At 72.5% G+C, this 19,809-nt stretch carries 21 protein-coding genes and 3 tRNA genes; 14 read left to right on the top strand and 10 right to left on the bottom strand.

All coding sequences use genetic code 11. The features are described from left to right. Nucleotides 1-14 precede the first annotated feature (14 nt). From Actob_RS36370 to Actob_RS36330, 9 genes are all read left to right on the top strand, one after another. Nucleotides 15-824, top strand: a complete 810-nt coding sequence (locus tag Actob_RS36370) for a S1C family serine protease (protein WP_284916488.1) — start codon at nucleotides 15-17, stop codon at nucleotides 822-824. Between the two features lie 37 nt (nucleotides 825-861). Next, nucleotides 862-1,854 carry an AAA family ATPase gene (locus Actob_RS36365; protein WP_284916487.1) on the top strand — a complete coding sequence of 331 codons (993 nt, stop codon included), beginning with the start codon at nucleotides 862-864 and terminating at the stop codon, nucleotides 1,852-1,854. 3 nt (nucleotides 1,855-1,857) lie between these two features. Further along, nucleotides 1,858-2,763 (top strand): DUF58 domain-containing protein, encoded by a 906-nt coding sequence (locus Actob_RS36360; RefSeq protein ID WP_284916486.1) that lies wholly within the window; start codon nucleotides 1,858-1,860, stop codon nucleotides 2,761-2,763. Beyond that, nucleotides 2,760-3,728 (top strand): VWA domain-containing protein, encoded by a 969-nt coding sequence (locus Actob_RS36355; RefSeq protein WP_284916484.1) that lies wholly within the window; start codon nucleotides 2,760-2,762, stop codon nucleotides 3,726-3,728. The genes Actob_RS36360 and Actob_RS36355 overlap by 4 nt, the downstream gene beginning before the upstream one ends. Beyond that, nucleotides 3,728-4,861 carry a VWA domain-containing protein gene (locus tag Actob_RS36350; RefSeq protein WP_284916483.1) on the top strand — a complete coding sequence of 378 codons (1,134 nt, stop codon included), beginning with the start codon at nucleotides 3,728-3,730 and terminating at the stop codon, nucleotides 4,859-4,861. Before Actob_RS36355 ends, Actob_RS36350 begins: the two co-directional genes overlap by 1 nt. A 296-nt stretch (nucleotides 4,862-5,157) precedes the next feature. Next, a complete protein-coding gene (locus Actob_RS36345) occupies nucleotides 5,158-5,349 on the top strand; it encodes a hypothetical protein (protein ID WP_284916482.1) in 192 nt (63 codons plus the stop codon). A 238-nt stretch (nucleotides 5,350-5,587) separates the two neighbouring features. Next, nucleotides 5,588-5,659, top strand: a tRNA-Gly gene (locus tag Actob_RS36340). Nucleotides 5,660-5,700: 41 nt separating this feature from the next. Next, a tRNA-Cys gene (locus tag Actob_RS36335) sits at nucleotides 5,701-5,771 on the top strand. A 29-nt stretch (nucleotides 5,772-5,800) separates the two neighbouring features. Next, a tRNA-Val gene (locus Actob_RS36330) sits at nucleotides 5,801-5,872 on the top strand. A gap of 279 nt (nucleotides 5,873-6,151) precedes the next feature. Here the strand turns inward: Actob_RS36330 and Actob_RS36325 are convergent. Continuing rightward, nucleotides 6,152-7,540, bottom strand: coding sequence for a DUF2079 domain-containing protein (locus tag Actob_RS36325; RefSeq protein WP_284916481.1), 1,389 nt, complete (start codon nucleotides 7,538-7,540; stop codon nucleotides 6,152-6,154). A gap of 93 nt (nucleotides 7,541-7,633) precedes the next feature. On the opposite strand from Actob_RS36325, the gene Actob_RS36320 reads away from it, so the two are divergent. Together Actob_RS36320 and Actob_RS36315 are read left to right on the top strand one after the other, a co-directional pair. Then, nucleotides 7,634-8,314 (top strand): response regulator transcription factor, encoded by a 681-nt coding sequence (locus tag Actob_RS36320; RefSeq protein ID WP_284916480.1) that lies wholly within the window; start codon nucleotides 7,634-7,636, stop codon nucleotides 8,312-8,314. Continuing rightward, nucleotides 8,311-9,807 (top strand): HAMP domain-containing sensor histidine kinase, encoded by a 1,497-nt coding sequence (locus tag Actob_RS36315; protein ID WP_284916479.1) that lies wholly within the window; start codon nucleotides 8,311-8,313, stop codon nucleotides 9,805-9,807. The genes Actob_RS36320 and Actob_RS36315 overlap by 4 nt, the downstream gene beginning before the upstream one ends. Nucleotides 9,808-9,948: 141 nt before the next feature. Here the strand turns inward: Actob_RS36315 and Actob_RS36310 are convergent, their stop codons facing one another. The 8 genes from Actob_RS36310 to Actob_RS36275 form a co-directional block, all read right to left on the bottom strand. Beyond that, nucleotides 9,949-10,449: a hypothetical protein gene (locus Actob_RS36310; protein ID WP_284916477.1), complete on the bottom strand. Its 501-nt coding sequence runs from the start codon at nucleotides 10,447-10,449 to the stop codon at nucleotides 9,949-9,951. A 105-nt stretch (nucleotides 10,450-10,554) separates the two neighbouring features. Continuing rightward, the gene (locus Actob_RS36305; protein WP_284916476.1) at nucleotides 10,555-11,055 is read right to left on the bottom strand and encodes a hypothetical protein; all 501 of its coding nucleotides are present in this window, start codon (nucleotides 11,053-11,055) and stop codon (nucleotides 10,555-10,557) included. Next, the gene (locus Actob_RS36300) at nucleotides 11,052-11,636 is read right to left on the bottom strand and encodes an RNA polymerase sigma factor (protein WP_284916475.1); all 585 of its coding nucleotides are present in this window, start codon (nucleotides 11,634-11,636) and stop codon (nucleotides 11,052-11,054) included. The genes Actob_RS36305 and Actob_RS36300 overlap by 4 nt, the downstream gene beginning before the upstream one ends. A 92-nt stretch (nucleotides 11,637-11,728) precedes the next feature. Then, nucleotides 11,729-12,088: a hypothetical protein gene (locus Actob_RS36295; RefSeq protein ID WP_284916474.1), complete on the bottom strand. Its 360-nt coding sequence runs from the start codon at nucleotides 12,086-12,088 to the stop codon at nucleotides 11,729-11,731. 159 nt (nucleotides 12,089-12,247) lie between these two features. Further along, nucleotides 12,248-12,541: a response regulator transcription factor gene (locus tag Actob_RS36290; protein ID WP_284916473.1), complete on the bottom strand. Its 294-nt coding sequence runs from the start codon at nucleotides 12,539-12,541 to the stop codon at nucleotides 12,248-12,250. Further along, nucleotides 12,538-13,758: an RNA polymerase sigma factor gene (locus Actob_RS36285; RefSeq protein WP_284916472.1), complete on the bottom strand. Its 1,221-nt coding sequence runs from the start codon at nucleotides 13,756-13,758 to the stop codon at nucleotides 12,538-12,540. Before Actob_RS36285 ends, Actob_RS36290 begins: the two co-directional genes overlap by 4 nt. Continuing rightward, nucleotides 13,755-14,087 (bottom strand): YciI family protein, encoded by a 333-nt coding sequence (locus Actob_RS36280; protein WP_328518451.1) that lies wholly within the window; start codon nucleotides 14,085-14,087, stop codon nucleotides 13,755-13,757. The genes Actob_RS36285 and Actob_RS36280 overlap by 4 nt, the downstream gene beginning before the upstream one ends. A gap of 477 nt (nucleotides 14,088-14,564) precedes the next feature. Then, on the bottom strand, nucleotides 14,565-15,248 hold the full coding sequence (locus tag Actob_RS36275; protein ID WP_284916469.1) for a DUF998 domain-containing protein: 684 nt from the start codon (nucleotides 15,246-15,248) through the stop codon (nucleotides 14,565-14,567). 162 nt (nucleotides 15,249-15,410) lie between these two features. On the opposite strand from Actob_RS36275, the gene Actob_RS36270 reads away from it, so the two are divergent. Next, nucleotides 15,411-15,731: a YciI family protein gene (locus Actob_RS36270; RefSeq protein WP_284916468.1), complete on the top strand. Its 321-nt coding sequence runs from the start codon at nucleotides 15,411-15,413 to the stop codon at nucleotides 15,729-15,731. 19 nt (nucleotides 15,732-15,750) lie between these two features. Next, complete coding sequence (locus Actob_RS36265; protein ID WP_284916466.1) at nucleotides 15,751-17,667, top strand: RNA polymerase sigma factor; 1,917 nt, start codon at nucleotides 15,751-15,753, stop codon at nucleotides 17,665-17,667. On the opposite strand, the gene Actob_RS36260 is transcribed toward Actob_RS36265, so the two are convergent. Then, nucleotides 17,627-18,796: an acyl-CoA dehydrogenase family protein gene (locus tag Actob_RS36260; RefSeq protein ID WP_284916465.1), complete on the bottom strand. Its 1,170-nt coding sequence runs from the start codon at nucleotides 18,794-18,796 to the stop codon at nucleotides 17,627-17,629. The two genes, Actob_RS36265 and Actob_RS36260, sit on opposite strands and share 41 nt — an antisense overlap. A gap of 120 nt (nucleotides 18,797-18,916) precedes the next feature. Here Actob_RS36260 and Actob_RS36255 point away from each other — a divergent pair, with 120 nt between their 5' ends. Then, nucleotides 18,917-19,774, top strand: coding sequence for an MEDS domain-containing protein (locus Actob_RS36255; RefSeq protein WP_284916464.1), 858 nt, complete (start codon nucleotides 18,917-18,919; stop codon nucleotides 19,772-19,774). The last annotated feature ends 35 nt before the right edge of the window (nucleotides 19,775-19,809 follow it).

The raw sequence follows: 19,809 nt of genomic DNA, 5'->3' as shown, positions 1-19,809 counted from the left end.
CCTCGGGACCGGCCGTGGAGGAGCCTACCCCAAGCCGTCTGAGCAGCCTGAACACTCCCGCGCGCCGCCGCTGGGCGGTGATCGCCCTGGTCGTCGCCTGGGCCGCGGTGATCACCTGGGTGGCGTTCACCCGTGGCGGTGACACCACCCGGTCGCAAGCCGCCGCCAAGCCCAGCCCGTCCGCGTCACCGGGCCCGCTCACGGTCGGCGAGGTCTACCAGACGCTGCTCCCCTCGGTGGTGCTGATCCAGACCACCGGCCACGACGCGAGGAAGGCGGCCGAGTCGGCCACCGGCACCGGCGTGATCGCGAACGAGGACGGCACCGTGCTGACCGCCTTCCACGTGGTCGACGGCGCCGAGACGATCAAGCTGACCTTCACCGACGGCACCACCTCGTCCGCCCGGGTCGCCTCGCGCGACCAGGCCCTCGACATCGCCACCCTGGCCCCGGCGAAACTGCCGGACCCGCTGGTCCCGGCCGTTCTCGGCGGCGGCGTGGAGGTCGGCGACACGGTGGTGGCGATCGGTAACCCGCTCGGCCTGACCGCGTCCACCAGCAGCGGCGTGGTCTCCGGGCTGGACCGCGAGCTGGCCCGGAGCGCACGGGGCGGCATCGCCGGGCTGATCCAGTTCGACGCGGCGGTCAACCCGGGCAGCTCCGGCGGCCCGCTGATCAACGACCAGGGCCAGGTGGTCGGCATCGTGGTGGCGCTGGCCAACCCGACCGACGCCGGCACCTTCATCGGCATCGGGTTCGCCGTGCCGATCGGCGCGGCCCTGGGCGGCGGTGACAACGGCCCCGGCCGGGCGCCGCCGCTGTGATGGCAGGACAGGCACAACGAAGCGAGGGACGGGATTCATGAGCTGGACCGACGCCCCGCCGGCCACCGCCGGACCGATCGAGAAGGTGCTCTACGAGGTCAAGAAGACCATCGTGGGCCAGGACCTCCTGCTCGAGCGCCTGATCGTGGCGCTGCTCGCCCGCGGCCACATCCTGGTCGAGGGCGTGCCCGGCCTGGCCAAGACGCTGGCCGTGAAGTCCCTGGCCACCGCGATCGGCGGGGACTTCCACCGGGTCCAGTTCACCCCCGACCTGGTCCCGGCCGACATCGTCGGCACCCGGATCTACCACCAGCCGACCGGCGAGTTCCAGGTGCAGCTCGGCCCGGTCTTCACCAACCTGCTGCTGGCCGACGAGATCAACCGGGCGCCGGCCAAGGTGCAGAGCGCGCTGCTGGAGACGATGCAGGAGCGGCAGGTCACCATCGGCCGCGAGACCCACCAGCTGCCCGACCCGTTCCTGGTGATGGCCACCCAGAACCCGATCGAGAACGAGGGCGTCTATCCGCTGCCGGAGGCCCAGGTCGACCGGTTCATGGTGAAGGTGGTGATCGGCTACCCGAGCCCCACCGAGGAGTTCGTGGTGGTCGAGCGGGCGCTCGCCCCGGCCGCCGTGATCCAGCGGATCATCGACCCGGCCACCCTGGTCGGCCTCCAGCAGGCCACCGATCAGGTGTACGTCGACCCGTCCCTGATCGAGTACGCGGTGCAGCTCGCCAACGCCTCCCGCGACCCGGCCCGGGTCGGGCTCGGCGACCTGGCCCGCTACGTCACGTTCGGCGCCAGCCCGCGCTCCTCGATCAGCCTGGTGCTCGCCGCCCGCGCCCTGGCCTACCTCCGCGGCCGGGAGTACGTGATCCCCGAGGATCTCTCCGACCTGGCCCTGGACGTGATGCGGCACCGGATGGTGCTGTCCTACGAGGCGCTCTCCGACGACGTCACCGCCGACCTGATCCTCGCCAAGATCCTGGCGAACCTGCCGTTCCCGGAGCCCACCGGCCGGGGCCGCTGACCCATGGGCAGCCCTCCCGAGCGGCTGCTGCGGCGCCTGGAGTGGCGGCTCGGCCGCCGGCTCGACGGGCGGCTGCAGGGCGCCTACCGCACGATCTGGCACGGTGCCGGGGTCGACTTCACCGACCTGCGCACCTACACCGCCGAGGACGACGTCAGGCACATCGACTGGAACGTCACCGCCCGGCTGGACGAGCCGTTCGTCAGGCAGTACACCGAGGACCGCGAGTTCACCGCCTGGCTGGTGGTGGACAGGTCGGCCTCGATGCGGTTCGGCGCCCACGAGGGGAAGGACTCGGTCGCCACCGAGCTGGCGGTCAGCCTCGCGCGGCTCGTCTCACAGGGCGGCAACCGGGTGGGCGCCATCCTCTTCGACAACGCCGCGCAGCGGGTGATCCCGCCGCGCACCGGCCGCGACCAGATCCTGCGCATCGCCCACGAGCTGCTCAAGCCCTCCCCGGCGGCGAAGCCGAAGAGGTCCGGAACGCCGGCCGCCGGTACCGATCTAACCGCCATGCTCAACCTGGCGGCGAAGACCACAGCCAGCCGGCGCAGCCTGCTCTTCCTGATCTCCGACTTCATCGGCGACCCGGGCTGGGACCGCCCGCTCGGCAGGCTCACCCACCGGCACGAGGTGGTGGTCGTCCGGATCGTCGACCCGGCCGAACTCGACCTGCCCGACCTCGGGCTGATCCTGGTCGAGGATGCCGAGACCGGCGAGCAACTGCTCGTCGACACCAGCGACCCGCTGCTGCGCGGCCGGCTGGCCGGGGAGGTCGACGCCCGGGAGACCGAGCTGGCCGCCGTCATGCGCCGGGCCGGGGTGGCCGCTCACCGGATCACCACCGACCAGGACCTGCTCTCCGCCCTGGTGCGGATGGTGCGCACCGCCGGGCAGGTGCGCCGATGAGCTTCCGCTATCCGGTCGTCCTGCTCGTCGCGGTAGTGGTGACCGGCGGCGCGATCGCCGGTTACGTCGCGCTGCAACGCCGCCGCTCCGCCGCCTGGCGATCCGCCGGTTTCGGCACGCCGGCCGGCGGGGGCCCGCGGCGCCATCTACCGTACGCGCTGCTGCTCGCCGCCCTGCCCATCCTCCTGGTCGGGCTGGCCCGGCCGCAGGCAGAGGTCGCCGTGCCGCGGGTGGCCGGCACCGTGCTGCTGGCCTTCGACATCTCGAACAGCATGGCCGCCACCGACGTCACCCCGACCCGGCTGGCCGCCGCGCAGGCCGCGGCGACCCGGTTCGTCGAGCGGCAACCCGGCTCGGTGGACGTCGGGGTGCTGGTCTTCGGCGACACCGCGCTGCTCACCCAGGCGCCGACCGGCGACCACGCCGCCGCGGTGGCCGCCATCGGCCGGGTGCGGCCCAGCGGCGGCACGTCGCTCGGCCAGGCCATCCTGGTCGGCCTGGGCACCATCACCGGCAAACCGGTGAGCCTGCCGGCGAACGGCTCGGTCCCGGACACCAGCGCGCTCGGCTACTGGCCGTCGGCCACCATCGTGGTCTTCTCCGACGGGGAGAACACCGGCGGACCGGACGTCCAGGCCGCCGCCGAGCTGGCCGCGGCGGCCGGGGTGCGGATCCAGACGGTCGGCGTCGGCACCGCCCGGGGCGCGCCGGTGAAGGTCGACGGCTACCAGCTGAACACCGCGCTGGACGAGCGCACGCTGACGGCGATCGCCCAGGTCACCGGTGGGTCGTACCACGCGGCCGGCGACCCGGGCACGCTCCGCGACACCACCGAGTCGATCGATCTGCGCCTGACCACGAAGCGGGAGCCGCTGGAGCTGACCGGGCCGTTCGCCGGGGCCGCGCTGCTGCTGCTCGCGCTCGGCGGCCTGCTCGGCTCCCGCTGGCACGGAAGGATCGTGTGATGTCGTTCCACTGGCCGTGGGCGCTGACGGCCCTGCTGGTCGTCCCGCTGCTGCCGGTCGCCCGCTGGTGGCTGAACCGGCGCCGGAAGCGCACCGCGGTGACCGTCTCCAGCGTGGCGCTGATCCGGGCCGCGCTGCCCGGCCGGTCCGCCTGGCAGCGCCGGATCCCGGTCCACCTCTTCCTGGCCGGCCTGCTGGCGCTGGCCGTCGGCGTGGCCCGGCCGCAGGCCCGGGTCGCGGTGCCGGCCAACAACACCTCGATCCTGCTGGCCATCGACGTCTCCGGCTCGATGTGCAGCACCGACGTGCGGCCCAACCGGCTGGCCGCGGCGACCGACGCGGCCCGCCGGTTCGTCAGGTCACAGGGCGACGGCACCAAGATCGGGCTGGTCGCCTTCTCCGGCATCGCCGGCCTGCTGGTCACCCCGACCACCGACAAGGACCGGCTGCTCGACGCGATCGACACCCTGAGGACCGCCCGCGGCACCGCCATCGGCCAGGCCATCCTCACGTCCATCGACGCGATCGCCGAACGGAACCCGGACGTCGCCGCGACCGGCGCCGACCTGGACGGCTCCGTGTCCGGTCCGGCCGCGCCGGGCGCGGTGGGCGACTACCAGCCGGACACCATCGTGGTGCTCACCGACGGCTCGAACACCACCGGCGTCGACCCGGTCACCGCGGCCGGGCAGGCGGCGGCCCGCCGGGTCCGGATCTTCACCATCGGCTTCGGCACCACCGAACCGTCCCCGATGGTGTGCACCGCCGACCAGGTCAGCGGCGACTCGTTCCTGGGCGGCAGCGGCTTCCCCGGCGGCAGCGGCTTCCCCGGCGGTGGCGGCTTCCCCGGCGGCGGGCGCGGCCGGGTCCAGGAGATCGACGAAGTCGCGCTCACCCAGGTCGCCGACCTCACCGGCGGCCGGTACTTCACGGCCCAGGACGCCGACGAGCTCAACGGCGTGCTCGGCGACCTGCCCAAGGCCATCGGCCTGCACCGGGAGAACGTCGAGATCAGCTTCTGGTTCGTCCTGGCCGGCGCCCTGCTGGTGGTCACCGGCGCCGGCCTCTCCCTGTGGTGGAACCGCGGCCCCCGCCCGGCCCGCCGCCGTCCCGTCCCGCCCGTCTCCGGCTGATCGTGCCCGCCGTCGTCCCGTCCCGCCCGTCTGCGGCTGATCGTGTCCGCCGTCGTCTCGTCCCGCGCGTCTGCGGCTGATCGTGTCCGCCGTGGTCCCGTCCCGCCGGCCGCCGGCTCGATCGCCGCGCCGGCCTCGATCAACTGAACGGCGGCGGGTTCCGGCCGGGCGCCTCGTTGCCGCCGGACCCGCGGCCGGATTCGGACGGACGTCTCACCGGTGCGGACCGATCGAACGGATGGCCCCCCGCCATCCGTAGTCATGCGAGATTGTCGCGCGTGTTCGAGGAGACCCCGATGATGGAAGAAGCATTCCTGGCGTACACCGCCGGCCACGCCGACGGCTCGGCCGGGAAACGTGACACGCAGCTCGCCGACGACCCGGAGACCGGTTCGGACTACCGGATCGGCGTGGTGGACGGCAGCGTGGCGGCGTTCCAGGCGGAGCTGGTCGCCGAGGTACGCCGCCTGCTGGGTGACGCGCACTGAGGCGCGGGGCGGGACCGTGCTCCGGGCGTACCGGAAACCGGTGTTGATCTGAGCCGGACCACGGATCACCCGTCCGGATCCGAGCGGCCGGCTCGTGGCTGATGCCTCTGACCTGCTCTTTTGGTGATTTGTCCGGATGCCCGGGTGTCGCGGATCGCGAGATGCGGGACCCGCTTTGGCATCCGGCCGGGGGCTCGGCTAATGTTTCATCCGTCGCCGGGGAAACCGGGCGGCGAACGCGGAAGTGGCGCAGTGGTAGCGCATCACCTTGCCAAGGTGAGGGTCGCGGGTTCGAATCCCGTCTTCCGCTCGGAGAGGCTGTTGCCGGTTCCACTGGGCACCGGTCTGCTCGGTGGAGTGGCCGAGAGGCGAGGCAACGGCCTGCAAAGCCGTGTACACGGGTTCAAATCCCGTCTCCACCTCGCTTTGCCGTGGAAACGGCACAGTTCGCGGGCGATTGGCGCAGCGGGAGCGCGCTTCCTTGACACGGAAGAGGTCACTGGTTCGATCCCAGTATCGCCCACAAGTGGCAGGGGCTCTGTGTCCGCGGAACGCGCGGACCGGGGCCCCTTGTCTTGTCCGCTCCGGGGGCCGAGCCCCCGGAAACCCCACGGTGCGATGGTTGCGGTGAGTCTGCCCGCTTCCGGGTTCGACACCCGGGCTTCGCCCTCGGGTCGGTCGGTGCGGTTGGTTTCTCGCTTGCGGGTCGCTTGTGCGCTTCGCGCTTTTCGGTACGCGGTCCGCACCCACCACGAGTCGGTGGCCGGTCGCCGGTCATCGAGCGGCGGGTCCCGCCGGCCTCTCAGGGGCGCCTCAGCAGCAGGAATCCGTCGTCGTTGGCCACGCGTAGGTAACCGCTGCCCAGCGCGGTGTCGATCCTGCGGCGCTGGCTGCCGGGCTGGAGGGGGAAGTCCACGGTCCGGGTGTCGACGACGATGAACTCCGGAGCCGGGTCGGGGTAGTCGAAGCCGAACAGCGTGACCGTCGCCCGGCTGGTCAGCTGCGGGGCCAGCCGGTTGGCGGCGGCCACCGTGGCGCCGTCCGGAACGAGGTCGAGGACCCGGTGCGCGGCGGCGTCGCGAGGATCCCGGTGCCAGAGCTGTGCCGAGGCGAGCCGCGCCAACGGGTAGTGGGGGAGCAGGATCAGGGTGACGGCGAGGCTCGCCGGCAACGCGGCGGAAGCCAGCCGGGAGCGGACGCGCCCGCCAGCGATCCGCCAGCGAGTCATCCCGTCGACAAACGCCAGCATCATGACGGGCATGAGGACGGCGCTGTAGTGGTAGCCGGTGCCCCAGTAGTTCTGATTGCCGGAGGCGAAGCGCCAGAGCAGCGTCGGCACGGCGGCCCACGCCAGTGGCGATCGGAGGGCGAGACCGGCGGTCGGCGCCAGCAGGGCGAGCACGGTCAGCAGCTTGACTCCGGACACCGCGTCCGGCAGCCCGGAACCGACCGTCGCCGTGTAGGCGTAGCCGTCGTCCGGGTTGAGGGCCGGAACGACGACACCCATCGCCAGAGCCGTGCCCAGGATCCCGCCGGCCGCGAGTCCGCCGCCCAGACGGCGGGACCCGCCGGCCGCGACGAGCAGCCCGATGACCGCCACGGTCAACCCCAGGTCCTCCTTGACCAGCAGCAAGGGCATCGCCCACAGGGCGGCTGCCCGCGGGCGCCGGTCCGCGACCGCGGTAAGGCTGAACGCCAGCAGTGGCACCGCGAAGCACACCTCGTGGAAGTCGAAGCCGACCGTCGACGCGATTCCCCAGGACAGGCCGTACCCGGCTCCCGCGACCATCGCGGCGAACCCGCCCAGACGCCGGTGGGCGAGCGACATGATCGGTACGACCGCGACCGCCAGCGACAGTGCCTGGACCACCAGCAGCGTCAGCGGTGAGGGAAAGACCCGGTACAGCGGCGCCAGCACCACCAGCACGGGCGAGAAATGGTCGCCGAGCTGCGGGAAGCCCGGTCCCTTGAGCGGTACCAGCCCGGGACCGCCCTCGGCGTACGAGCGGACCGCCTGTTCGAAGATCCCCAGATCGAATCCGGTGGTACGGAGCCGCTCGTGGTCGAGCACCGACAGCAGCGCGTACGTCACGGCCAGCGCCGCCGCGAAGGACCAGGCGAGCACCCCGCCGGTACGGCGTACGGGGGTGGCGACAGACACCGGGACGACATCCCGGGTGAGGGTGATCATGGCGAGACCCTGCACCGGCCCGGCTGACCGTCACCTGACCCGACCTGACGAACCGATCAGGAAACGATCACGGGCTATGCGAAGCTGCACCCCATGCGCGTGTTGGTGATCGAGGACGAACCCGAACTGGCGACCATCCTCCAGCGGGGGCTGACCGCTGAGGGGTACGCCGTTGACGTCGCCGGCGACGGGGTGAGCGCGCTGGAACTGGCCCGCTTCGAGGACTACGCGGGCATCGTGCTCGACCTGATGCTGCCGGGACTCAACGGCTACCGGGTGTGCGCGACGCTGCGCCGCGAGGGGATCCGCACGCCGATCCTCGTGCTGACCGCCAAGGACGGCGACTACGACCAGATCGAGGCCCTGGACACCGGCGCCGACGACTTCCTGAGCAAACCCTTCTCCTACCCGGTGCTGGTCGCCCGGCTGCGGGCACTGGTGCGCCGGGGCCCGGCCGCCGTCCCGGTGCTGCTGACCGTCGGCGATCTCGTGCTGGACCGGGCCACCCGGAGCTGCCATCGCGGTACCGTGCCGGTCCCCCTGACGCCGCGCGAGTTCGCGATCCTGGACCTGCTCGCGCATCGTGCGGGCGAGCCGGTGACCAAGTCCGAGATGCTGCGCCAGGTGTGGTCCGGCGACGTGGACGACCCCAACCTGGTCGAGGTGCGCGTCGGCCGGCTCCGTCGCAAGGTCGATCTGCCGTTCGGCCGGAGCAGCCTGCGCACCGTCCGGGGCGTCGGCTACCAGCTCGTCGACGACCGGACCGGGGCATGAGCGACCGGCTGCCGGCCGGACGCCGGTGGGTACGCGGCCTGCGGTCGGTGCGGGCACAGTCCGCGCTCGCCGCCGCCGCGGCGGCGGCCGTGATACTGGTCAGCGGCGGATGGTGGGTCCGCCATCTGGTCGGTCAGCAGCAGTGGGAAGCCGGGCGGCACAGTGCCATCCGGCAGGTCAACGCCATGGGCCTGGCCGTCTCGGCCATCGACGGCGCGACGGGGCTGCAGCCCGCCTTCTACCCGGACGTGACCTTCGAGGTGGTCGACACCGCCGGACGGGTGCTGACCGCGAGCCCCGACCTGGGCCCGTACGAGACCGGCGGGCGCGCTGTCATGCCGGCCGCGGAACCGCTCCCCATCGATATCACCATGGACGTCCCGCAGGTCTTCCCCACGGTACGGCTGGCGAACCCGGCGGGCGACCACGAGCTCGACGGCGAGCCGGTCACCGGCGTCCGGGTCCAGGTGAACCCGGTCGACTTCGGCGACTACGAACAGCAGCTGCGCCGCACGCCCGGCACCACGTTCGCCATCTATGTCTTCGTCACCCCGCTGGCGGCCGGTCGGGCGACCGCGACGGTCGAGTGGATCCTCCTGGCCGCCATCCCCCCGGCGGTGGGGTTGGTGGCCCTCAACGCCTGGCTGGCCACCCGCCGGGCACTGCGCCCGGTCGAGGCCATCCGGGCCCGCACCGCGGCGGTCACCGCCAGCAGTCTGGCCGACCGGGTCACGGTGCCGCCCACCGGCGACGAGATCGCGGCGCTGGCGGTCACCATCAACGCCATGCTGGACCGGCTGCAGCGGGCCGACGAGGCGCAACGCCGGATGGTCTCCGACGCCGCCCATGAGCTGCGCAGCCCGCTGGCGATCCTGCGGGCCGGCCTGGAGGTCGCCCAGGCATACCCGGACCGCACCGACTGGCCGGCGACCGCGGCGACCGCGGTGGCGCAGGCGCAACGGCTCACCGGCCTGGCCGACGACCTGCTGCTGCTGGCGCGCCTGGACGCGGACACGGCACCCGCGCATCCGGAGACCGACGTCGACGTCGTGGCCGTGCTGACCCGGATGGCCGCGGAGACCCTCACCCGTGACGGCCTCACCACGACCTGCCGGGAGCACCCCCCGATCCGGGTACGGCTGGCCCGTTCGCCGTTCGAACGGATAGTGCGCAACCTGCTCGACAACGCCGTCCGCCACGCCGGGAAACGCGTCGAGATCCGTGTCGACGCCTCGCCGGCCGGCCCCGGACACGTGCGGCTGCGCGTCGAGGTCGCTGACGACGGGCCGGGCATCCCACCGGCCGACCGCGAGCGGATCTTCGACCGGTTCACCCGGCTGGACGCCGCACGGGACCGCCACGCGGGCGGGACGGGCCTCGGGCTGTCGCTCGCCCGCGAACTGGCCGTCCGGCTTGGCGGCACCCTGGAGGTGGCAGACCGGCCCGTTCCGGGAGCGACCTTCGTCCTGACGCTGACGGCCGCCGTCGCCTGATCACCTGCCGTGGGCTGCCCGGGCTGGCCGCTTCTTCCAGCGGCCTCGCTGGCTGCTTCCACCAGCGGCCGGCCTGGCCGCTTCCGCCAGCGGCCTCGCTGGCAGCTTCCGCCAGCGGCCTCGCCGGCCGCGATTTCCCTCTCAGCCGCAGAAGCCGGTGCTCCTCGGGATGCCCTGCGTGGCGCAGTCGAACGAACTGCCCTCGCCCTTGACCGTCCACCTGCCGGTGGAGTTGGCGAACTCGAACAGGAACTTCCCGTCACCCTGCTGGGACTTGTCGGCAGTGATGACGCCGGCGACGGCCCAGCCCTGGGAACACTTGATGCTGGACTTGTCGATCCGGTGGCCGGCATCCAGCTTCATCAGCTTTTCGAGAGTGGCCGCCGGAGCCGGGCAACCACCGTCGCCCGGGTCGCTGGTCGGGGTGGCGGCGGGCTTGCCGTCGCCGGGGTCGCTGGTCGGGGTGGCGGCGGGCTTGCCGTCGCCGGGGTCGCTGGTCGGGGTGGTGGAAGTGGCCTGTCTCGTGACGGCGGCGGGCGCTTGGCCGGTCGCGGTCGTCGAACCGGTTGACGAGCCGCAACCGGTCAGGGCCAGCATCGTGGCTCCGGTCACGGCGACGAGTACTTGGGTGTGCGGGCGCATCAGAGGGTTCCTTCTCGCTTGGTGATCCGTGGGCTCAGCGGTCGTACCGTGGCTTCTCCCGCTTCCGGCCCGCTCGGACCGGGATCTTCCTGATGGGTCAGCCGCCTAGGTGATCGGTTTGCTGCCGATGGAGGCGCAGGCGGTGGCGGGGTCGGCGTCCTTAGCGGCGGGGTAGATCACCGAGCCGCCGGCGGTGGCTCCGGGGTGGTGGCAGGCGACGAAGCCGGCCGGTTTCGGGGTGTCGGGCCACATCTGCTGCCAGCTGTCCGCGCATGCCTTGGCCGGGTTGGCGGGGTCGAACTTGCCGACCGGCTGGGACAGGTCGGCTTCGGCCGACAGGGTGCGCGCGCACATGCCGCCGCTGGGGTCGCTGTCGGAGAACGGCAGCCCGTTGGCCACCGCGACACCACCGGCACCGGCGGCCAACACGAAACCGGCCGCGATGGCGACGAGCCGGCGGTGGCGAGGCTTGGCCTTGTGCCCGGAGATCTCGGTGCGGGTCCGGGCAAGGATGGTGTCCAGGACCGCCCGGCCTTCGGCGGAGTCGGCCCATCCGGTGATGGGCGTGGGCCGGGTCTGGCGTACGGATCGCAGGTCGTCGTTCACGAGTGGGCCTCCCATGCCGGGCGGGTGGCGGTGGAGCTGCCGCGGGTGATGGTCGCTGTGCCGAGGATGTCGCGCAGCCGCCGGCGTGCGCGGTGCAGGCGCACGGCGTACGCCGCGTGGCTGCAGCCGAGTGCTTGTGCGGCCTGGGCGCCGGTGAGGTCGTACCAGCCTGCCAGCAGCAGCACCTCGCGGTCGGCTTCGGGCAGCGCGGCCAGCGCGGCCAGCACGTCATGGCGGCCGATGGCGTCCTCGATCCCGGACTGGTCCGGGGCGAACCGGGTCTCGGTCTGCAGCCGCTCGACGACCGCCGCTGTGCGTCCCTGGGACCGTACGTGGTTGGCCAGTACTCGCCGGGCGACGCCGTAGAGCCAGCCCCGCGGATCTGCCGGAACCTCATCGAGCTTGCGCCAGGCGATCAGGAACGTCTCGGTGAGCACGTCCTGAGCCGTCTCGTGGTCGGTCCGATGCCGGAGAAAGGTCAGCACGGCGTCGGCGTGGGCTCTGAACAGCTTCTCGAGCCGTTGCTCCCCGGTGGGTTCGCTGTCGTGGTGTCCCGCCCGGGACCTGAACATCTGCTTCATCGGTAGGTGTTCCCTTTCGCGGTCCGGCCCTCGGCAAGCTGATGTGTTGCCCACGGCGCCGAGGCCGCGGGCAACACGCACGCGCAAGGTCCTTACGCCGCTGTTCCCGTTATCGGTTTGCTGCCGATCGAGGCGCAGGCGGTGGCGGGGTCGGCGTCCTTAGCGGCGGGGTAGATCACCGAGCCGCCGGCGGTGGCTCCGGGGTGGTGGCAGGCGACGAAGCCGGCCGGTTTCGGGGTGTCGGGCCACATCTGCTGCCAGCTGTCCGCGCATGCCTTGGCCGGGTTGGCGGGGTCGAACTCGCCGACCGGCTGGGACAGGTCGGCTTCGGCCGACAGGGTGCGCGCGCACATGCCGCCGCTGGGGTCGCTGTCGGAGAACGGCAGCCCGTTGGCCACCGCGACACCACCGGCACCGGCGGCCAACACGAAACCGGCCGCGACGGCGAACACGCGACGGCGGGTCCGTGATCCCTTGACCGTGACTGAGCGGGGCGATGAGTTCTGCTCGGGACGCATGGTGTCTCTCTTCCTCGTTGGCCTACACCCAGCAGATGTCCGGCCAAGCCGAAACCTTTACACCCCGGTGAGAACGGCTCTCCGTCGCTCGGGTCAGCGGTGGCGTGGGCCGGCGAGGCCGCTCTCGCAGGCGGCGACGAGCTGGGCCCGGTCCCGGGCGAGCAGTTTGGCCAGCAGGTTGCCGATGTGCGTCCGCACGGTCTTGATGGAGATGGCGAGGGTGTCGACGACCTCCTGGTTGGCGAGGCCGCGCGCGATCAGCAGCAGGATCTCCGTCTCGCGATCGATGAGCAGGCGCAGGTCCGGGGCCGGGCGGCTGCGCCACGACGATCGCCTCGGACTCCCGGCGGACGTCGATCGTCGAGCCGACCGGCGGTCATGCGTCACGGGGCGCCCAGCTGGTCCCGCCGGCGGATGAGGTGTGCCGTCTCGGCCGTGTTGCCGCTCAACGCGATGGCCCGGTCGTACGCCTCCCGCGACTCCGTGCTGCGGCCGGTGCGGCGCAGCAGGTCGGCGCGGACCGCGTGGTAGGCGTGATACTCCGCCAGCGGCAGCCCGGCGATCTCCGCCAGCGCGACCTCCGGCCCGTCCAGCTCGGCGACCGCGATGGCCCGGTTGAGCCGCACGATCGGCGACGGATCGACGCGGACCAGCTGGTCGTACAGGGCGAGGATCTGTGACCAGTCGGTGTCCCGGACATCCCGGGCGTCGGTGTGCACCGCGTTGATCGCGGCCAGGATCTGGTAGCGACCCGGTGCCTCCCCGGCGGCGAGCCGGGCCCGGACCAGGGCGTGCCCCTCGGCGATCAGCGCCCGGTCCCAGGCGCCACGGTCCTGCTCGGCGAGCGTGACCAGCTCACCGCTCGCCGACACCCGGGCGGGCCGGCGGGCCTCGGTCAGCAGCATCAGCGCCAGCAGCCCGGTGGCCTCGCCGTCGGCCGGCAGCAGGGCGTGCACCAGCCGGGTCAGCCGGATCGCCTCGGCGGTCAGGTCGGCGCGGACCGCCCCGGCGCCCGGGCCGGACGCCAGATAGCCCTCGTTGAAGATCAGGTAGAGCACGGCGAGCACCCCGGTCACCCGGGCCGGGAGATCGTCACGCAGCGGCACCCCGTACGGGATCCGGGCTGCCTTGATCTTCGCCTTGGCGCGGGTGATGCGCTGGCCCATGGCGGTCTCCTGGACCAGGAACGCGTGGGCGATCTCGGACACGGTCAGGCCGCCGACCATCCGCAGGGTCAACCCCACCCGGGCTTCCATGGCGAGCGCCGGGTGGCAGCAGGTGAAGACCAGGCGGAGCCGGTCGTCGTCGATCACGCCGAGCGGCTCCGGGGTGCCGGACAGCATCAGCGCCTCCCGGTGTTTCTCGTCGCGCCGGGCCTCGCGCCGGAGCCGGTCGATGGCCTTGCGGTGGGCGGTGGTGGTCAGCCAGGCGCCCGGAGCGGGCGGGACACCGTCGGCGGGCCAGCGCTCGACGGCTGCCGCGAACGCCTCGGCGGCCATCTCCTCGGCCAGGTCGAGGTCGCCGTAACGCCTGGCCAGCGTCGCGACCACCCGGGCCCACTCCTCGCGGTGAACCCGGGTGAGCGCCTCCTGGACGCCGGTCACGCGTCCAGGAACGGCCGCAGTTCGACCCGCCGGTTACAGGCCCTCGACCCGTTCCCGGCGAGCCGCAGCGCCACGTCCAGGTGCGGTGCCTCGACGATCCAGAAGCCGATGACGAACTCCTTGGACTCCAGGTAGGGCCCGTCGGTGTAGATCGGCCCGCCGGCCCGCGCGTCGACGACGGTGGCCGAGTCGGGCGACGCCAGCCCGCCCGCGAAGACCCAGTGCCCGTCCGCCCGCAGTCCCTCGTTGAAGACGTCGATCGCCGCCATCTCCGCGTCGGTGGCGAGCTCCGCCGCGTCGTGAAGCACCGAGATCAGGTACTGCGCCATCGAGATCATCTCCTGTCGCCCGGCGGTCACTCCGACCGCTCCACAATCCCGCTACGAACGCCGGCACCGCCATCCGACACGTTCCGCCGAGGATTTTCGAGGATCTCTTCCGGTACGCCGGCGAGTCCCGTACCGGAAATCGGCGATCCGGACCCGGGACGGACCGTGAGCCGGCGGCGGTCAGCTCCCCACACACCCCCACCACAACCAGCCGTGATCTGCCAGCTGGTGCTCACGGTGCTCTCGTGGGTCCGGATACCACCCCCCTGACCAGCCGTGATCTGCCGGCTGGTGCTGACGGTGGTCTCGTGGTTCCGGATACCACCGCCATGACCAGCCGGGGTCTGGTGGCTGGTGCTGACGGTGGTGTCGGCGGTCCGGATGCCACCGCCATGACCAGCCGGGAGCTGGTGGCTGGTGCTGGCGGTGGTGTCGTGGGTTGGGAGGCCACCACCATGACCAGCTGGGGGAGGGTGGTCAGCGGCGGGTGTGCAGGGCGGCGGCGGTGAGGAAGCACATCGCGGTGATGGCGCCGACGGCCAGGGTCGCGGAGCCGGCCGGGCTGCCGGTCATGGCCCAGGTGTCGCCGGCCAGGAGGGCGGTTCCGGCGATGGCTCCGGCGACGGCCGTGCCGCCCGCGCCGGCTGCCCTGAAGTGCCGGGCCAGGACGTAGCAAGCGGCGATCAGGGCGATGAAGGTGACCGAACCGGCGGCCATGTGGCCGATGCTGTGCCAGCTCATGGTGGCCGGCATCCCGGCCGGGGTGCCGATCGGGTAGCCGTCGGCCGGATCCATCACCAGGACGCCCGCAGCGAGCATGCCCGCCCCGCTGATCCGGACCAGCCGCGGTGCCCAGCGGCTGGTGATCGTGCGGCGCAGGCCGGTGGCGCCGATCAGCAGGAGGATTCCGGCCAGGACGAAGTTGGTGATCTGCAGCCAGCCGAGCGCGCCGGTGCTGAGCAGGCTCAGCGGGTGCCGGGTCAGGTCGAAGCCGTCCCGGGTGGCGGCCTGGGTCAACGACACGGCGGCCCACAGCGGTCCGGCGACCGCGAGCGCGCCGAGCATCGCCCGGGTGCCGCCGACGCGATCGGCCGGGTATGAGGCGACGGAGGCGGCCGGGTGGGAGGTGACGGAGGCGGCCGGGTGGCGGGTGGTGGTCATCTTGGGGCTCCTTGTCGGGTGGGTGCTCTGCCCAACCGTCGCCTCAGCGGATGTGACAGGTAATCGTGAGGGGCGCCACGGCCGTACCGGAAGTGATTACCTGTCACATGGACCCGGACGACGTCAGGGTGCGAGTGCCACCGTCGAGGAACGGAGAGAACGATGCGCTACCTGATGCTGTCGAAGATGCAGGACACCCAGCCGGACGAGAAGCTGTTCGCCGAGATGGCGGCGTTCATCGAGGAGATGACCGCGTCCGGCGTGCTGCTGGCGACCGGCGGCCTGGACCCGGCCGGGTTCAAGATCGCCTCGCAGGGGGACGACGTGACGGTGACCGACGGGCCGTTCACCGAGGCGAAGGAGGCGATCGGCGGGTTCGCGCTGGTCGAGGTGCGGTCGCGGGAGGAGGCGGTCGAGCTCGGGCGGCGGTTCCGCAAGATCGTCGGGGACGGCGAGAGCATGATCCACCAGGTCTTCGCCTGAGAGCGACGCCGAGACTCCCATGATCGAGGTCCGCGCCCGGGTCGGCGTCGTCTGGAAGCAGGAGTCCGCGCGGATCATCGCGACGCTCCTGCGGATGGTCCACGACGTCGGCCTGGCCGAGGAACTCGCGCAGGACGCGCTGGTCGCGGCCATGGAGCAGTGGCCGGTCGACGGCGTCCCGGACAATCCGGGTGCCTGGCTGACCACCATCGCCCGCCGCAAGGCCGTCGATCACTTGCGGAGAGCACAGAGATTCGACGGTACGGACATCGAGCCCCGGGCCACCGCCGAGGAGTCGTCAGGTGACGACGTACTGCGGCTGATGTTCATCTCGTGCCATCCGGTGCTGGACCGGGACGCGCGGGTGGCCCTGACGCTGCGGGTCGTCGCCGGCCTCAGCCCCGCCGAGATCGCCCGTGCGTTCCTGGTCGGCGAACCGGTCGTCGCCCAGCGGATCGCCGCGGCGAAACGCACCCTGGCCGAGTCCGGTGTCGCCTACGGACTGCCGTCCGGCGCCGAGTCGAGCGGCCGGCTGGCCTCCGTGCTGGAGGTCGTCTACCTGGTCTTCAACGAGGGCTACGCGGCGACCTCCGGCGACGACCTGATGCGCCCCGGCCTGTGCCTGGAGGCGCTGCGGCTCGGCCGGTTGCTCGCCGAGCTGGCGCCTGACGAACCCGAGGTGCACGGCCTGGTCGCGCTCATGGAGATCCAGCAGTCCCGGTCGGCGGCCCGCACCGGTCCCCGGGGCGAGCCGGTCCAGCTGCACGAACAGAACCGCGGGCGATGGGACCGTCTGCTGATCAACCGCGGGTTCGCGGCGATGCTGCGAGCCCGGGCGGCCGGTGCCGGGAGGGCGCCGGGGCCGTACGTGTTGCAGGCCGCCATCGCGGTCTGTCACGCCCAGGCCCGGACGGCTGAGGAGACCGACTGGGGGCGGATCGCGACCCTCTACGGGGCGTTGGAGCGGCTGCTGCCGACGCCGGTGGTACGGCTGAACCGGGCCGTCGCGGTGGGCTTCGCGGCCGGGCCGGAGGCGGGGCTGGCGCTGGTGGACGCGCTGCGGGCGGATCCGGTGCTGCGGGACTACCACCTGCTGCCGGGGGTTCGCGGGGATCTGCTGCTGCGGGTCGGGCGGGTGGCGGAGGCGCGGCTGGAGTTGGAGCGGGCCGCGTCGCTGACCCGGAACGCGGCGGAGCGGGACTTCCTGCGAGCGCGGGCGGAGGGCGGTGCGGGCCGCGCCGGCGCGGGGCCGATGCTCGGGGCGGCGGTCGACGAGTTCGTGGCGGGGCTGGGCGGGGCGACGGCTCACGCGTACCGGAAATCGCTTGGCCGGCTGCGGCGGATCTTGGGGGAACGGACTCCCTTGGCCGCCCTCGACGCCGCCGGGGTGGCCGCGGCCGTGGCCGCGATCTGGCCGGACGCCGCGCCTCGCAGCTGGAACCGGCACCTCGCCGCGGTCCGGTCGTTCAGTGCGTGGGCCGGATTCCCCGACCTGGCGGCCGGGCTGCGAAATCGGGCCGTGCCGGACAGCGCCGGCATCGTGCCGGGCGGACTGCCCGACCTGGCCGGCGTCCCGGTGCGGGAGCGCGTGCTGTGGGCGATGGTGCGGGAGTCGGCGGCCCCGATCGGCGCCGTGCTCGCGCTCGACGTCGACGCTCTGGATCTGGCCGGCCGCCGCGGACCCGGAGTGACCTGGGGCGAGCGGACCGCGGCCCTGCTGCCCGAGCTGATCGGGAGCCGGACCCGAGGACCGCTCTTCCTGTCGGACCGGCGGCCCGCCCCGGCCCGCCGTCCGCAACCGGCCGATCTCTGCCCGGAGACCGGCCGGCGGCGGTTGTCCTACGAACGCGCCGCCCACCTCTTCAAACAGGCGACCGGGCGGACCCTGCGAACCCTCAGCGATACGCGGCGTGGCCGGTCAGCGCCTGCCCGATGACCAGTGTGTGGATCTCCGACGTGCCCTCGTAGGTGAGCACCGACTCCAGGTTGTTGGCGTGCCGCAGCGGCGAGTACTCCAGGGTGATGCCGCTGCCGCCGAGGATGGTCCGGCACTCGCGGGCGATCCCCAGCGCTTTCCGCACGTTGTTCAGCTTGCCGACGCTGACCTGGTGCGGCTTGATCGACCCGGCGTCCTTGAGCCGGCCCAGGTGCAGGGCCAGCAGCGCGGACGTGTTCAGGTCCACCGCCATGTTCGCCAGTTTCTCCTGGGTGAGCTGGAACGCCGCGATCGGCCGGTCGAACTGCACCCGGGTGTTCGCGTACTCGATCGTGGTCCGCAGGCAGTCCCGGGCGGCGCCGGCCGCGCCGAAGATGATCCCGAAGCGGGCCTCGTTCAGACAGCTCAGCGGTGCGCCCAGGCTGCGCGCGCCGGGCAGCCGGGCCGAGTCGGGCAGCCGCACCTCGTCCAGGATCAGCTCGCCGGTGATCGACGCCCGCAGCGACAGCTTCTGCTTGATGGTGCGCGTGGTGAACCCCGGCGTCCCTTTCGGCACCAGGAAGCCGCGGATGCCGTCCTCGGTCTGCGCCCACACCGTCGCGATGTCGGCGATGCTGCCGTTGGTGATCCACATCTTGGTGCCGGTGAGCACCCAGTCGTCGCCGTCGCGGACCGCGCGGGTGCGCATGTTGGCCGGGTCGCTGCCGAAGTCCGGCTCGGTCAGGCCGAAACAGCCGATCGCCTCGCCCGCCGCCATCCGCGGCAGCCACTCCTGCTTCTGCTCCTCGGAGCCGTACCTCCAGATGGAGAACATCGCCAGCGAGCCCTGCACCGAGACGAAACTGCGCAGGCCCGAGTCGCCGGCCTCCAATTCCAGACAGGCCAGACCGTACGCCACAGCGCTCGTCCCGGCGCACCCGTAACCGTCCAGGTGCATCCCGAGCACGCCGAGTTTGCCCAGCTCCGGGGCGAGCTCGCGGGTAGGGAAGGTGCCGGCCTCGAACCACTCGGCGACGTGTGGCCGGATCCGGTCGGCGACGAACCGGCCCACCGTCTGCTGGATCTGCCGCTCCTCGTCGCTCAGCAGACCGGCGATGTCGAGCAGCTCGAGGGGGTCGGTGAGGGTCATCTGTCCTCCGTCGTCAGCGGCCTGCCGGGCACCCGATTCAGCGATAGTACGGGCGCGCGGGCGTCGTTACCGTGGGGCCCAACCAATTCGTCACGGGGCGTTCGGCAGCGAGGGGTCACGATGGCCGCATCGAGCCCGCTGGACCAGCTGAGCCCGGGTGATCACGCCTGTCTCGTCTTCGACGACGAGCCACTACGCGCCCGCAGCGTGACGGCGTACATCCGGGCCGGGCTGCGTCAGCATCATCGGATCCTGTACCACGGGCAGAGCGCCGACCGGCTGCCCGCGGTGCTCGCCTCGCACGGCGTGGATGTCAGCGCGGCCCTGGACAGTGGGCAGCTGCTGCTGGCCGGGCCGGGGGCGGCGTACCTGACGGCCGGGGTCTTCGACGCCGAGGCGAGCCTGGCCGCCTGGATGGGTGAGGCGGACCGGGCCCGGGCCGCCGGTTACCGGGGCATGCGCGGCATCGGCGACATGTCCTGGGCCCGCCGCCTGGACGGCGTCGACCAGCTCTCCTGGTACGAGGCCCAGGTCAACCGGGTCTTCGCCGACGGGTACGCGATGGGCATCTGCCTCTACGACCGTCGCCTGTTCAGCGAGCTCGAGCTGCGCCGGCTCACCCGTACCCATCCGGCCACCATCACCCGGAACACTGACCCGGATCGGGTACCGCTGCTCCGCGGCGTGCGTACCCGCAAGCCACCCGGCCTGCGGCTGGCGGGCGAGGCCGACCTCTCCAACCGGCAGGCGCTGCGGGCGATGATGGAGCACCTGATCGAGGACCACGTGCCGGCGCCGGTGCCGCTGACGCTCGATCTCAGCCGGCTGCGGTTCGCCGACTCGGCAGCCGCCCGGACCCTGCTCGGGCCGGCCGCCGCGGGAACCCACCAGTTGCGGATCGCCGGTGCTTCCCCGTCGTTGCGGCGACTGCTGCGTTTCCACTGGTCGGGGCCGTCCGCGGCGCTGCGGATCGAGTAGGAAAACCGCTCCACTTCGCCGCCGGACTGCCGATG

The organism is Actinoplanes oblitus (assembly GCF_030252345.1).
Taxonomy (GTDB): domain Bacteria; phylum Actinomycetota; class Actinomycetes; order Mycobacteriales; family Micromonosporaceae; genus Actinoplanes; species Actinoplanes oblitus.
This window is presented reverse-complemented; position numbering and strand designations above follow the sequence as displayed.